11 protein-coding genes are annotated in these 12,709 nt (G+C 67.8%); 6 read left to right on the forward strand and 5 right to left on the reverse strand.

The features are described 5' to 3' along the window. Positions 1–137 precede the first annotated feature (137 nt). The 3 genes from ahpC (at position 138) to prmC (ending at position 3,498) form a co-directional block, all read left to right on the forward strand. Positions 138–701, forward strand: coding sequence for an alkyl hydroperoxide reductase subunit C (gene ahpC / locus HNQ58_RS12100; RefSeq protein ID WP_183949191.1), 564 nt, complete (start codon positions 138–140; stop codon positions 699–701). 240 nt (positions 702–941) lie between these two features. After that, positions 942–2,531 carry an alkyl hydroperoxide reductase subunit F gene (ahpF, locus tag HNQ58_RS12105; protein WP_183949192.1) on the forward strand — a complete coding sequence of 530 codons (1,590 nt, stop codon included), beginning with the start codon at positions 942–944 and terminating at the stop codon, positions 2,529–2,531. Between the two features lie 109 nt (positions 2,532–2,640). After that, complete coding sequence (gene prmC / locus HNQ58_RS12110; RefSeq protein WP_183949193.1) at positions 2,641–3,498, forward strand: peptide chain release factor N(5)-glutamine methyltransferase; 858 nt, start codon at positions 2,641–2,643, stop codon at positions 3,496–3,498. A 27-nt stretch (positions 3,499–3,525) separates the two neighbouring features. Here prmC and dxs read toward each other — a convergent pair whose 3' ends face one another. The 5 genes from dxs to HNQ58_RS12135 form a co-directional block, all read right to left on the reverse strand. Beyond that, complete coding sequence (dxs, locus tag HNQ58_RS12115) at positions 3,526–5,430, reverse strand: 1-deoxy-D-xylulose-5-phosphate synthase (RefSeq protein WP_183949194.1); 1,905 nt, start codon at positions 5,428–5,430, stop codon at positions 3,526–3,528. A gap of 115 nt (positions 5,431–5,545) precedes the next feature. After that, on the reverse strand, positions 5,546–6,661 hold the full coding sequence (locus tag HNQ58_RS12120; RefSeq protein WP_183949195.1) for a hypothetical protein: 1,116 nt from the start codon (positions 6,659–6,661) through the stop codon (positions 5,546–5,548). Between the two features lie 220 nt (positions 6,662–6,881). Further along, positions 6,882–7,526 carry an HNH endonuclease gene (locus HNQ58_RS12125; RefSeq protein ID WP_183949196.1) on the reverse strand — a complete coding sequence of 215 codons (645 nt, stop codon included), beginning with the start codon at positions 7,524–7,526 and terminating at the stop codon, positions 6,882–6,884. A 198-nt stretch (positions 7,527–7,724) separates the two neighbouring features. Continuing rightward, entirely contained in the window at positions 7,725–8,918 is a 1,194-nt protein-coding gene (locus tag HNQ58_RS12130; protein ID WP_183949202.1) for an RtcB family protein, read from the reverse strand. Positions 8,919–9,360: 442 nt separating this feature from the next. Further along, positions 9,361–9,972, reverse strand: a complete 612-nt coding sequence (locus tag HNQ58_RS12135) for a GNAT family N-acetyltransferase (protein ID WP_343057306.1) — start codon at positions 9,970–9,972, stop codon at positions 9,361–9,363. A gap of 920 nt (positions 9,973–10,892) precedes the next feature. Between HNQ58_RS12135 and HNQ58_RS12140 the strand changes: the two genes are divergently transcribed. From HNQ58_RS12140 to HNQ58_RS12150, 3 genes are all read left to right on the forward strand, one after another. Beyond that, positions 10,893–11,375, forward strand: a complete 483-nt coding sequence (locus HNQ58_RS12140; RefSeq protein WP_221301290.1) for a hypothetical protein — start codon at positions 10,893–10,895, stop codon at positions 11,373–11,375. Between the two features lie 68 nt (positions 11,376–11,443). Next, positions 11,444–11,917, forward strand: coding sequence for a hypothetical protein (locus tag HNQ58_RS12145; RefSeq protein WP_183949199.1), 474 nt, complete (start codon positions 11,444–11,446; stop codon positions 11,915–11,917). Positions 11,918–12,009: 92 nt separating this feature from the next. Further along, a complete protein-coding gene (locus HNQ58_RS12150) occupies positions 12,010–12,618 on the forward strand; it encodes a hypothetical protein (RefSeq protein WP_183949200.1) in 609 nt (202 codons plus the stop codon). Positions 12,619–12,709 lie beyond the last annotated feature (91 nt).

Here is a 12,709-nt window from a genome sequence, read left to right on the forward strand (position 1 = left end):
TCTCAGGCGGTGTTGATAGACTATTCCTATCTTGGCGATAAATACAATCCACTTTACGGATTGATAGTCGCTCCCTAAGATAGCCCCCGTTTTGATTCACCACCCTTCCCAACAACCCACTTCAACAGGAGTGTCGAATGTCGTTGATCAACACCGAAGTCAAGCCGTTCACCGCCACCGCCTATCATCAGGGCAAGTTCGTCACCGTCAGTGACGCCGACCTGCGCGGCAAGTGGTCGGTGGTGTTCTTCTACCCGGCCGACTTCACCTTCGTCTGCCCGACCGAGCTGGGCGACCTCGCCGACCACTATGCCGAGTTCCAGAAGCTGGGCGTCGAGATCTACGCGGTCTCGACCGACACCCACTTCACCCACAAGGCCTGGCACGACACCTCCGAGACCATCCGCAAGGTGCAGTTCCCGATGGTCGCCGACCCGACCTGGACGTTGTCGCGCAACTTCGACGTGCTGATCGAGGATGCCGGTCTGGCCGACCGTGGCACCTTCGTGATCGATCCGGAAGGCCGCATCCAGATCGTCGAGATCACCGCCGGCGGCATCGGCCGCGATGCCGCCGAGCTGCTGCGCAAGATCAAGGCCGCGCAGTACGTTGCCGCCCACCCGGGTGAGGTCTGCCCGGCCAAGTGGAAGGAGGGCGAGAAGACCCTCGCGCCGTCGCTGGATCTGGTCGGCAAGCTCTGATCCGTACCCGGCCCCGGGCATCCGCCCGGGGCCGCGGTTGCCGCGGCCCATCCAGGCCGTGCGGCACACCACACGTCCCTGCCGCGGAAGCGTCAAGGACGAGCCAAGTCTCTTACCGGTCCCCGAAGCCTGAAGACAGCGGCCCGGCCCCGCCGGCGCCCCGGCCGGCGTTCGCCCGCGCTCCCTCCGTGTCGGGCCGCTGCCTTCAGTCTTCGTCCGCCGACGGCATCAGGAGTCCCCATGCTCGACGACACCCTCAAGTCCCAGCTCAAGACCTACCTCGAAAGGCTCGTGCAGCCGATCGAACTGGTCGCCGCGCTCGACGACGGCGATGCCTCGCGCGAGCTCGACGCGCTGCTGCGCGAGATCGCCGCGCTTTCGGACAAGATCACCCTGCGCCGCGACGACAGCGACCCGCGCAAGCCGTCCTTCGCGATCGGCCGCGTCGGCACGGACATCGGCGTTCGCTTCGCCGGTCTGCCGCTGGGTCATGAGTTCAGCTCGCTGGTGCTGGCCCTGCTGCAGGTCGGTGGCCATCCGCCGCGGGTCGAGCCCGAGCTGATCGAGCAGGTGCGCGCGCTCGATGGCGAGTACCTGTTCGAGACTTACTATTCGCTGTCCTGCCAGAACTGCCCGGACGTGGTGCAGGCACTGAACACGATGAGCGTGCTCAACCCGCGCATCCGCCACGTCGCCATCGATGGTGCGCGGTTCCAGGATGAGGTCGAGGCGCGCGGTGTGATGGCGGTGCCGAGCGTATTCCTCAACGGCGAACCGTTCGGGCAGGGGCGCATGGATCTGGCGCAGATCCTCGCCAGGCTCGACACCGGCGCGACCGCGCGCGCGGCGGCGAAGATCGCCGCCAAGGCGCCTTTCGACGTGCTCGTGGTCGGCGGCGGCCCGGCCGGCGCGGCGGCGGCGATCTATGCCGCGCGCAAGGGCATCCGCACCGGCGTCGCCGCCGAGCGTTTCGGCGGCCAGGTGCTCGACACTCTGGGCATCGAGAATTTCATCTCGGTCCGGCACACCGAGGGGCCGAAGCTGGCCAGCGCGCTGGAGCAGCATGTGCGCGACCACGACGTGGACGTGATGAACCTGCAGCGCGCGGTCGGCCTGGTGCCGGCCGGCGAGGACGGGCTGATCGAGGTGAAGCTGGAAAGCGGCGCTTCGCTGAAGTCGCGCAGCGTGATCCTCGCCACCGGCGCGCGCTGGCGGCAGATGAACGTGCCCGGCGAGGAACAGTACCGCAATCGTGGCGTGGCCTATTGTCCGCACTGCGACGGCCCGCTGTTCAAGGGCAAGCGGGTGGCGGTGATCGGCGGCGGCAACTCCGGCGTCGAGGCCGCCATCGACCTGGCCGGCATCGTCAGTCATGTCACCCTGATCGAGTTCGACGGCAAGCTGCGCGCCGATGCCGTGCTGCAGCGCAAGCTGCGCAGCCTGCCGAACGTCAGCGTGCTGGTGAACGCGCAGACCACCGAAGTGCTCGGCGATGGTCAGCGCGTCACCGGATTGCGCTACCGCGATCGCGCCAGCGGCCAGGAGCATGAGGTCGCGCTCGAGGGCATCTTCGTGCAGATCGGCCTGCTGCCGAACACCGAGTGGCTCAAGGGCACGCTCGAGCTCACCCCGCGTGGCGAGATCGTCATCGACGAGCGCGGCCAGACCTCGCTGCCGGGCGTGTTTGCCGCCGGCGACGCCACCACGGTGCCGTACAAGCAGATCGTGATCGCGATGGGCGCCGGCGCCACCGCCGCGCTGGCCGCCTTCGATCACCTGATCCGCAGCTCGGCGCCGGCGGCCGAGCCGGCCGAAGCCGTCGCGGCCTGAGCATCCCCGGGCCGGCCTGCGTCGCGATCGCGAACAGCCGTCGCGGTGAAGTGCGATGGCGGTATCCGGCGCGGCGCTATGATGGCGTCATCGCCTTCGCCAGCCACGCATGACCGACGCCGCGAATCCTGCAACGCCCACGGTGCGCGCCGCGCTGGCCGCGGCGGCCGCGCGCATCGGTGGCGACAGCGCGCGGCTGGATGCGGAGCTGCTGCTCGGACATGCGCTCGGTCGCGACCGCGCCTGGCTGTTCGCGCACGCCGACGATGCGCTCGATGACGATGCGGTCGCGTGCTTCGAGGTCCTGGTCGCGCGCCGGGCACGCGGCGAGCCGGTGGCGCATCTGGTCGGCCGGCGCGGGTTCTGGACGTTCGAGCTGGACGTCGATGCCGCCACGCTGATCCCGCGCCCGGAAACCGAGCTGCTGGTCGAACTCGCACTGGCCCGGTTGCCGCACGACCGCCCGCTGCGGCTGGCCGATCTCGGCACCGGCACCGGCGCGATCGCGCTGGCGCTCGCCGTCGAACGGCCGCAGGCATGGGTGGTCGCGGTCGAGGCGAGTGCGGCGGCGGCGCAGGTCGCGCGGCGCAACATCGCGCGCCTCGGCGCTGGCCGGGTCGAGCTGCGCCAGGGCCGCTGGTTCGGCCCGCTGCAAGGCGAGCGCTTCGACCTGATCGCCAGCAACCCGCCCTACATCGCCGCCGCCGATCCGCATCTGGGCGAAGGCGACTTGCGCTTCGAGCCGCGCAGTGCGCTGGTCGCCGGCATCGATGGCCTCGACGACATCCGCGCGATCGCCCACGCGGCGCCGGCGCACCTGGTGCCGGGCGGCTGGCTGCTGGTCGAGCATGGCCACGACCAGGGCGGGGCCGTGCGCAGCATTTTCCGTGCGGCGGGCTTGGTCGACGTGGCCACCGCGCGCGACCTCGAAGGTCGCGAGCGCGTCGCCCTCGGCCGTCGTCCCTGAGCCTGGCGTCTGGCGTCGCCGCCGGGCTCAGCCGGCAGCGGTCCTGGCCTCGCCACCGCCGTACTGCGGCCAGCGGCGCAGGATGGCGGCGCGGATGCCGGCGGCATCGAGGCCGGCTTCGGCGAGCAGTTGCTCACGGCTGCCGTGCTCCTGCCAGGCGTCGGGCAGGCCCAGTTGCAGCACCGGCAGGGCGATCCCCGCGCAGGCCAGCAGTTCGAGCACGCCGCTGCCGGCGCCCCCCATCACCACGTTGTCCTCGAGGGTGACGAAGCCTTCGTGGGTCCTGGCCAGCTCCAGCACCAGCGCGTGGTCGAGCGGCTTGACGAAGCGCATGTTGACCACGGTCAGGCCCAGCTCGGCGCCGACCTGCTCGGCCGCCGGCACCACCGCGCCGAAGGCGAGCAGCGCCAGGCCGCGGCCTTCCCGGCGCAGTTGCGCCTTGCCGATCGGCAGGGTGTCGAGCGTCGGCTGCACCGCCACGCCGGGGCCGGTGCCGCGCGGGTAGCGCACCGCGGCCGGGCCGGGGTGGTGATAGCCGGTGCTGAGCATCTTGCGGCATTCGTCCTCGTCGGCCGGCGCCATTACCACCATCCCGGGCACGCAGCGCAGGTAGCTCAGGTCGAGGTTGCCGGCGTGGGTGGCGCCGTCGGGGCCGACCACGCCGCCGCGGTCGATGGCGAACAGCACATCCAGATGCTGGATGGCGACGTCATGGATCAGCTGGTCGTAGGCGCGCTGCAGGAAGGTCGAATAGATCGCCACCACCGGCTTGGCGCCCTCGCAGGCCATGCCGGCGGCCAGGGTCACCGCGTGCTGCTCGGCAATGGCGGTGTCGAAGTAGCGCTCGGGGAATTCCTTGCTGAAGCGCACCAGCCCGGAGCCTTCGCGCATCGCCGGGGTGATGCCCATCAGCCTGTCGTCGGTGGCGGCCATGTCGCACAGCCAGTCGCCGAACACCTGGGTGTAGCTGGGGCGGCCCGTGCCGGCCTTCTTCACCACGCCGACGCCCGGATCGAACGGCGACACCGCGTGGTATTCGATCTGGTCGCCCTCGGCCAGTTCGTAGCCCTTGCCCTTGGTGGTGATGACGTGCAGCAGCTGCGGGCCCTTGAGGTCCTTGAGGGTCTTGAGCGCCGACAGCAGGGCGGGCAGGTCGTGGCCGTCGATCGGGCCGGTGTAGTGGAAGCCCATCTCCTCGAACAGCGTGGACGGCACGAACATGCCCTTCCAGTGTTCTTCCCAGCGCTTGACGAAGCGCGCGGCCGGATTGTGCTTGTCGCCGAGCAGGCGCTTGCCGCCCTCGCGCATGGCGTTGAGCGTGCGGCTGGCGGTCATGCGGCCGAACATGCGGGTCAGCCCGCCGACGTTCTCGGAGATCGACATCCGGTTGTCATTGAGGATCACCAGCAGGTTGGGCTCCGGATCCATGCCGCCGGCGTGGTTGAGCGCCTCGTAGGCCATGCCGGCCGTCATCGCGCCGTCGCCGATCACCGCCACCACCTTGCGCTCGTCGCCGGCGCGCTGCAGCGCCACCGCCATGCCGAGCGCGGCCGAGATGCTGGTCGAGCTGTGGCCGACGCCGAAGGTGTCGTACTCGCTCTCGGCGCGCTTGGGGAAGGGCGCCACGCCGCCGCGCTGCTTGACCGTGTGGATGCGGTCGCGGCGGCCGGTGAGGATCTTGTGCGGGTAGGCCTGGTGGCCGACGTCCCAGACCAGGCGGTCCTCCGGCGTCCGGTACAGCCAGTGCAGCGCCACGGTCAGCTCGATCACGCCCAGGCCGGCACCGAAGTGGCCGCCGACCTGGGAGACGGTCTCGATCAGGTAGGCGCGCAGCTCACCGGCGATCGCCGGCAGTTCCTCTTCCGGAAACTGGCGCAGGTCGGCAGGGACGGCGATGCGTGAGAGGCGCGGGTAGCGCTGCGGGTCGATCATCGGGAGGCGTCGGACGCGGCCGGTTCGGGCAGAAGGACGATTTTCGGCCAGCCCCGGGATCCGGGCAAGGAAAACCGCCCGCGCCGGGTGGACGGACGCGGGCGGCGAGTGGCGGTCAGCCGCCGCGCAGGCCCTTCAGCCGGCCCAGCAGGCCGCCCTTGGCGGGGGCTTCCGGCTCGACGGACGGCGGCAGTTCGATCGCGGCGAAGCCGGTGGCGAGGCTGGCATTGACGAAGTCGGCCACCTCCTCGACCGTGGCGCTGCTGGCCTGGGCGATCTCCGGCAGGGTCGCCGGGCCCTTCATCATCGCCGTGGCGATGCGGAAGTGCCGGGGGAACTCGCGTTCGATCTGGGGCCACTTGAGCAGCCGGTACTGGCGCTCGCCATCGCCGGCATCGACCAGGCGGCCGGCCCCGGACACCAGGCCGCACAGCCAGATCAGCCGCGTCCACGGCTGCGGGCTGCCGGCGCGGGCGGCGTCCTCGGCGCTGGCCGGCACCCACTGCTCCGGCGCGATGACGATGCGGCAGTAGGGCATCAGCGGCTTGAGCTGCGGCGGGCCGAAGTAGTGTCCGGTGCGCGGATCGACCACCAGCGGCGGCGCGTCCGGCAGCTGCAGGCGCATCGGGCCGGGCAGGGCACCGGCGCGCAGGTAGTCGACCAGATGCTTCTCGCGCGGCGGCTCGGGCGCCGGCTGCTCGGCGGCTTCGGGCGTCTGCGCGGCTATGGCCGTCGACCCATCCGTCTCCGTCTCCGGATCGGCGGCATCGGCGGTCTCGACGGTCTCGACGGTCTCGACCGCGTCGGTCGTGCCTGCCATCGGCGCCGCGGACGCCGTCGGCTCGTCCGCATCGTCCCGGGCCGCGGCCGACGCCGTGCCGCCGTCGGCGATCCCGTCGAGGGGCTCGTTGGCCGCGCCGGTCTGCGCGGCGGCGACGGCGGCCAGGATGTCGCGGAGGCTCGACTCGCTCACCGGCCGCAGCAGGGTGAAATCGGCCTCGGAGTCGGCGCGGTTGGACAACCCGACCACGGTCTTGCCGGCGCTGTGCGCCCGCAGCCAGGTCATGTGGCCGTAGATGGAGCCGAGATCGACGACGAGGATCTGCGCCCGATCCTCGCTGGTCAGCTCGAACGGTTCGCCGAGGCTGGCATTGGCATCGACGAACAGCATCTTCAGCGTGGCTTCGTCGGCCTGTTCCATGCCGGTGAAGCACAGCGGGTACTTCGACATTACCTCCCTCCCCCCGAAGGATTGCGGCGCCGGCGGCCGCTGGCCGGCGAGTGTCGGCCAAGCTGCACAGACGCGTCAACGTCGTGTCAAGCCTGCGTTGCCGGAAGCTGGACGCCGTTCGCAATCTGCCCCGGCGCGGCACCGGCCACGGGCCGATCCGGCCGCTTCGCGACGGCCTCGGGCATGCGCCCGGCCCCGCGCGGTGACCGTCCGCAAGCGCTCAGGCCTGCGGGCGGGCGCGCTTGGGCAGATGGCTCTTCAGGAAGGCCATCTGGTCGGCCAGGATGTGGCGGTTGGAGAGGATCAGGTGCTCCACCCAGCTCGGCCGGTACGGCACCGCCAGCAGCGGCATCCCGGCCTGCTGCGGCGTGCGCCCGCCCTTGCGCGAGTTGCACTGGAAGCAGGCCGTCACCACGTTTTCCCAGATGTCGCGGCCGCCGCGCGAGGTCGGCACCACATGGTCGCGGGTGAGCTGGTGACGGTGGAACTCGTTGCCGCAGTACAGGCACAGGTAGCCGTCGCGGGAGAACAGCGCGGCATTGGTCAGTGCCGGGGTCGGCTCGGGCATGTGCGGGCGGGCGTGCCCGCGCGCGGCGACGATCGGATGCAGTTCGATCACGCTCTGCCGGCCGGTGGCCCGGTTGGTGCCGCCGTGCACGGTCATGCACGGCTCGCCCAGCGTCCACACCACCGCGCCGCGCACGTACAGGCAGGTGGCGTCCTGCCAGCTCATCCAGTCGAGGATGCGGCCGTGGGCGTCGAGCGAGAGCACGCGCGGGCTGCCGGCGGGGTCGGGGGAAGCGTTCCCGACCGGATACGTGGACCCGGAGCGGATCAAGGCCAGTCGCGGCGATGGCGTTCCCATCGGAAGCCGAGCATATAGCAAATCGGTTGCGGGTTGGGGATGGCCGGGATGTCGATGCCGGCGCCGCCATGGCGGTGGCGCGGAGTCATCGTCCTTGCGGGTCGCGGCGATGCCGCCTCCGCCTGGCCCGCGCCCGTGACCCGCGCCGCACGGGCCTGCGCCGGGGTGGCGCCGCCTCGATGCGCTGTCCCGAGTCCCTCACCCCTTCACGCACAGCACCTGCCGCAGCGTGTGCACCACCTCGACCAGATCGCGCTGGTTGGCCATCACCGCGTCGATGTCCTTGTAGGCGGCCGGGATCTCGTCGATCACGCCGGCGTCCTTGCGGCATTCCACCCCGCGCGTCTGCTCGGCCAGATCCTGCCGCGAGAAGCGCCGCCTGGCCTCGCTGCGCGACATCCGCCGGCCGGCCCCGTGCGCGCAGGAGCAGAAACTCTCCGCCTGCCCCTTGCCGCGCACGATGTAGCTGCGCGCACCCATCGAGCCGGGGATGATGCCGAGCTCGCCCGCGCCGGCGCGGATCGCGCCCTTGCGCGTGACCAGCAGCTCCTCGCCGAAATGACGTTCGCGGGCCACGTAGTTGTGATGGCAGTCGATCGCCATCGCGTCGGTGCGGAAGGCCGGCAGCTCGGCGCGCATCGCGTCGAGCACTGCCGCCATCATCTGCCGACGGTTCTCGCTCGCGTAGTCCTGCGCCCAGCCGACCGCGTGAAGATAGTCGTCGTAGTCGGCGCTGCCCTCGTCGAGCCAGGCCAGGTCCCGGTCGGGCAGGTGCGCGTCCGCCGCCTGCGCCAGCTCGCGGGCGCGGGCGATGAAGTACGTGCCGATGCGGTTGCCGATGCCGCGCGAGCCCGAATGCAGCATCGCCCACACCCGCTCGTCCTCGTCCAGGCAGACCTCGATGAAGTGGTTGCCGCCGCCGAGCGTGCCCAGTTGCTGCACCCAGCGCGATCGCTCCTTGCCCTTCGGCGCGATCGCCGGGTGCCGGTCGAGGATGGCGCGCAGGCCGGCGTCGAGTCGTTTGGCGGCCTGCACCGGCGCGTGCCGCTCGTCGTGCTGATCCAGGCCGACCGGCACCGCCGCCTCGATGCGCGCGCGCAGCCGCCCGAGCGTATCGGGCAGATCGGCCGCCGTCAGCGTCGTGCGCACCGCCATCATCCCGCAGCCGATGTCCACCCCGACCGCCGCCGGCACGATCGCCCCGCGGGTGGCGATCACCGAGCCCACCGTCGCGCCGATGCCCAGATGCACGTCCGGCATCGCCGCGACGTGGTGGCGGACGAAGGGCAGGGCGGCGGTGCGCTTGAGCTGTTCGAGCGCCTGCGGATCGACATCCTCGGTCCAGACGCGGACCGGGACGTTGGGCGTGGCGAGGACGAGCTGGACCGGCATGGCGGCGGGAACACGGCCGTGGCGCAGCGCGCCGTCGGCAGTCACCATTCTAGGGAAAGCCCGAACAAGTATCGTCATCCCCCCGAAAGCGGGGATCCAGCGACTTCAAGCCTTTGAAAACTCAAGGCACTGGACTCGGCCGCTTCGCGGCCATGCCATCGCTGCGCTCGGTCCCGCTCTCGCGGGAATGATGAGCGCCAGTGGACTTGTTCAGGCTTTCCCTGGAAGCGCCGGAGTCGAAGCGTGCGCGTCCGGGCAGAAGCGCTGCTTCGAGCCTGCCCCTTCATGCGGTCGCTTCTTCAAGCCGGTCGCTTCAAGCCCTCCCCTTCAAGGGGGGGGTCGATCACCGCGAACACCCGAGCGAACGCCCGCGCGGCCTGCAAGGCGCGAAACACCACCCCCACCCCGGCCCTCCCCCTGAAGGGGAGGGAGAACAGCCGCCTCACAGCGGCTTGGCCATTCGCAGCATTTCCGTGCTGAAGCCGTTGGCCTCGTAGAACCGGCGTGCCCGCTCGTTGCCGACGAACACCGACAAGGTCAGCCGCTCACAGCGGTGCTCGCGGGCGAAGCGCTCGGCGAAATCCAGCATCGCCCGCCCCAGCCCCTTGCCGTCCCAGCCGTTGGCCACCGCCAGGTCGGAGATGTGGCAGTTGGGCTTGCCGGAGAAAAAGTCGTTGACGATTTGCAGGTGAAGAAAGCCCGCCGGCTCGCCGTCGTCGGTCTCGGCGATGAACAGGAAACTGCCCGGCTGGCTGCCGTCCAGATGCTTGAGCAGATCGCGCCGGATGCCTTCCGACACCACCAGCTTCTTGCGCCCCGGCGGCAGTTCGAAGCTGGTGAAACGCGGCACCAGCCCGAGGATGAAATCGTCGTCGGCGGGCTCGGCGGCCCGCATCAGCAGTTCGGTATCGGCGGCCTGGATATGCATCGCTGCGGCGAACGGTCGGTCCGGGGGAATCCGTCGCGCATCTTTACCATCCTCCGGCGGGGCTGTGGAGGGGGTTGCCCCGCCGCCCCCGGCAAACTGGACAGCCGGCCACGACAGCGCGACCATCGCCCGGGCCGGTTCCACGCACCGGCCGACACGAGCCCGGGGAGAGTGGCGATGCACCGCTGCCGTGACTTCGATGCGTGGGTGGGGTTGTGGGATGTGGACCCGTCCGGGCAGGACATTAGGCGGGTGGTTGCTGCTTGGTGTTGCCGGGGGTGCGCTGGTGGCAGGGCGGGCGGGTGCCGGTGTTATGCGTCGGGATTACGCCCCACAATGGGGCCGAATCGTAGTTAGGTGCCATTTTCATGCTTTGCCGCGCATCCACAGCCATTTTGTCGCTTCTTCTGGCGTCGGCGTGCGCACGGGAGATCGCATTTCAGCTGCCGAGCTCCGAGCCGCTCCAGCTGTCCATCTATCGCGCCGGCGCTCACGTTGAACAATGTATTCTGCAGCCCGGCTCGAGCGTGTTTTCACAGCTCCAATCTCTTCTTGACGCAAGCACGGGTGGTTGGGAGCGTGCCCATGCCACGTTTGTTTCCCGTGTCGTCGTCTCCGGATCCGACTGGAGCCTCAATTTCCTTGGGCAGGGCATGATCCTGAACTACACTCAAGGCCAGTACGTTCGGAAGGTCGAGCCGAGCACGTACGCCTTCCTTAGCTGCGCGAATGGCACCTAACTATGCGTTCAAGCGGACCGCGGGGAGAGGCTATCGTGTTTCCTGATGCAGCTCGCACCCGCGGCCGCTTAACGCGGCGTTAGGGGGCTCGGAAAGATGCCTACAATTTGCCAGGAAATCATACGCGGCCTGATCACTCTTACCGTCGGGCTGGTTGTCGCGAGAGTGGGTTTATGGGTCTACTTTCGACAGAAGGAATATGAGCTTGTAAAGCAACGATACCTTGAGCAATCTGTTGATTTGGTCGCAGCTGAGCTTGAGTCAGTTAGCGGAGCGTTTAGTCACAACTGGGCTCGATGCCTACATGTGCTAAAGGAGTACCGTGACTCTGAAGAACAATTTGACAGAGACCAGCTAACCGATGGCTTCACGCCGCTTTCGGGCTCCAACTTTCACCGCCCAGCTCACCACAGGCTTCGCACTCTGGTTCAATCCAATGTCTTCTGGGATGCCTATCAAGTCGCACTTTCGTTCCATCACTCAGCAAATGCCGTGATAGTCAAAGAGATCCCTCATGCTATCCGAGCAAAACTTTCCGGCGGAGTTGATGCGCCGCATTCAGAGATAGTCAGCCGCGCATACGACGAGCTTGCCAAGCTGCACCGAGAGAGCGAGAGATTTGCTCCCTTGCTAAGCGCCTTGCAGGCCATAGCTTCTGAGCTTGAGCAGGAGAACCTAAGTTTCAAACAGGTTCGCACCTTTCATAAACGCAAGGTGGCGGTTGATGCGGTGAAGGATCTCAATACCGCATTTGCAAAGGACTTCGAGAAGCATGAGCCCGCCCCCTAACAATTCATTCAAGCCGAAGCCGCTTCGCGGCTCGGCTTAATTCAGGCGTTATACGGCAGGGGGGTGCCATGAGTGATCCAAGCCCAGAGAAGCAGAAGCAACTTGCTGTTCGTATCGCCTCAACAGCGAACGCCGCAGAGAAGGAGGCGCTACGCATTTGGATTGAGCGGCTCTTGGAACTTAAAGCATCCGGCCTTCCTGCTATCCAAAAAGCCAAGCAGGCCATCACCCTAACGGCAAGCAGTAGCGTTGTTGTTCCTACGGTCAAGATCATTGCTCGCGAAACAAAACGCCTCGCCTGGGATGACCGCGGATTGACGGGCCGGCTAGGTATTGGCGGTGCCGCAATCGGGCTTGCATTGTTTGGTAGCCAAGGGGCGGGTATAGCTGCGCTTGGTACGGCAATCGGTGTGCCACTTTGGGTTGTATTCGGTGCGGGCGCTGCATTTCTTGGTGTTCTATACGAGGAAATTACAGGCAAAAAGCCAGCGGAAAAAACAACGTACCGAGTCATCGACGCAGAGCGCGAGGAAGGCGAGTGATGCCGTATAACTATTCGTCCAAGCGGACGCGCAAAAAGCCGTGCGTCGCTTAACTCAAACGTTATGCAGCCTGAGCAGCAACGGAGATTGGCATGACCTCTTTGAAGTACACGAAGCCCGAACGGATCTGGTTGAAGAACCATCCCGAACTGAACGAGCGATGGCTTCAGGACCGAATCGGTGAGGACCCTTCACTCCTTGGTCTCGGAGACCTCGTATTGAAGGACCGGGAGCGACTTCAACCGCGGGCCGGACGGCTCGACCTTCTTCTCCAAGACGCCGAGACAAACAAGCGCTACGAAGTCGAGGTGCAATTGGGCAGGACTGACGAGGCGCACATCATCCGCGCCATCGAGTACTGGGATATCGAACGCAAGCGTTACCCCCAGTACGACCACACGGCAGTGATCGTCGCCGAAGACATTACGAGCCGGTTCCTCAACGTCATCAGTCTCTTCAACGGATCTATTCCCCTTGTCGCCATTCAGCTTAGCGCGGTTCGGCTCGGCGATTCCGTGTCCCTCATTTGTTCGAAGGTGCTTGACGAGGTGCGGCTGGGCCTCGTGGACGAAGACGAAGAAGTCCAAGCAGTAACCGACCGTTCCTACTGGGAGGCTCGCGCGAGCAAGCACACCTTGGCGATGGCAGACGAGATGCTCGAAGTGGTTCGTGCTCTCGATCCAGATCTGGAGCTCAAGTAGTCGGCCCTGCGAAATTCATCCAAGTGCCGGCAACGTCGTCAGCCACTCGCGCAACGGCGCACCGTGACCGACCTGGCGCCGCCGCCGGGCG

It is taken from the genome of Rehaibacterium terrae, from assembly GCF_014202935.1.
GTDB classification, from domain to species: Bacteria; Pseudomonadota; Gammaproteobacteria; order Xanthomonadales; family Xanthomonadaceae; genus Rehaibacterium; species Rehaibacterium terrae.

What these genes read in the sequence shown, in the direction of transcription:
- ahpC (WP_183949191.1), top strand. Translation starts at nt 138, where the DNA reads ATGTCGTTGATCAACACCGAAGTCAAGCCGTTCACCGCCACCGCCTAT.
- ahpF (WP_183949192.1), top strand. Translation starts at nt 942, where the DNA reads ATGCTCGACGACACCCTCAAGTCCCAGCTCAAGACCTACCTCGAAAGG.
- prmC (WP_183949193.1), top strand. Translation starts at nt 2,641, where the DNA reads ATGACCGACGCCGCGAATCCTGCAACGCCCACGGTGCGCGCCGCGCTG.
- dxs (WP_183949194.1), bottom strand. Translation starts at nt 5,430, where the DNA reads ATGATCGACCCGCAGCGCTACCCGCGCCTCTCACGCATCGCCGTCCCT.
- HNQ58_RS12120 (WP_183949195.1), bottom strand. Translation starts at nt 6,661, where the DNA reads ATGTCGAAGTACCCGCTGTGCTTCACCGGCATGGAACAGGCCGACGAA.
- HNQ58_RS12125 (WP_183949196.1), bottom strand. Translation starts at nt 7,526, where the DNA reads ATGGGAACGCCATCGCCGCGACTGGCCTTGATCCGCTCCGGGTCCACG.
- HNQ58_RS12130 (WP_183949202.1), bottom strand. Translation starts at nt 8,918, where the DNA reads ATGCCGGTCCAGCTCGTCCTCGCCACGCCCAACGTCCCGGTCCGCGTC.
- HNQ58_RS12135 (WP_343057306.1), bottom strand. Translation starts at nt 9,972, where the DNA reads ATGGTCGCGCTGTCGTGGCCGGCTGTCCAGTTTGCCGGGGGCGGCGGG.
- HNQ58_RS12145 (WP_183949199.1), top strand. Translation starts at nt 11,444, where the DNA reads ATGAGTGATCCAAGCCCAGAGAAGCAGAAGCAACTTGCTGTTCGTATC.
- HNQ58_RS12150 (WP_183949200.1), top strand. Translation starts at nt 12,010, where the DNA reads ATGACCTCTTTGAAGTACACGAAGCCCGAACGGATCTGGTTGAAGAAC.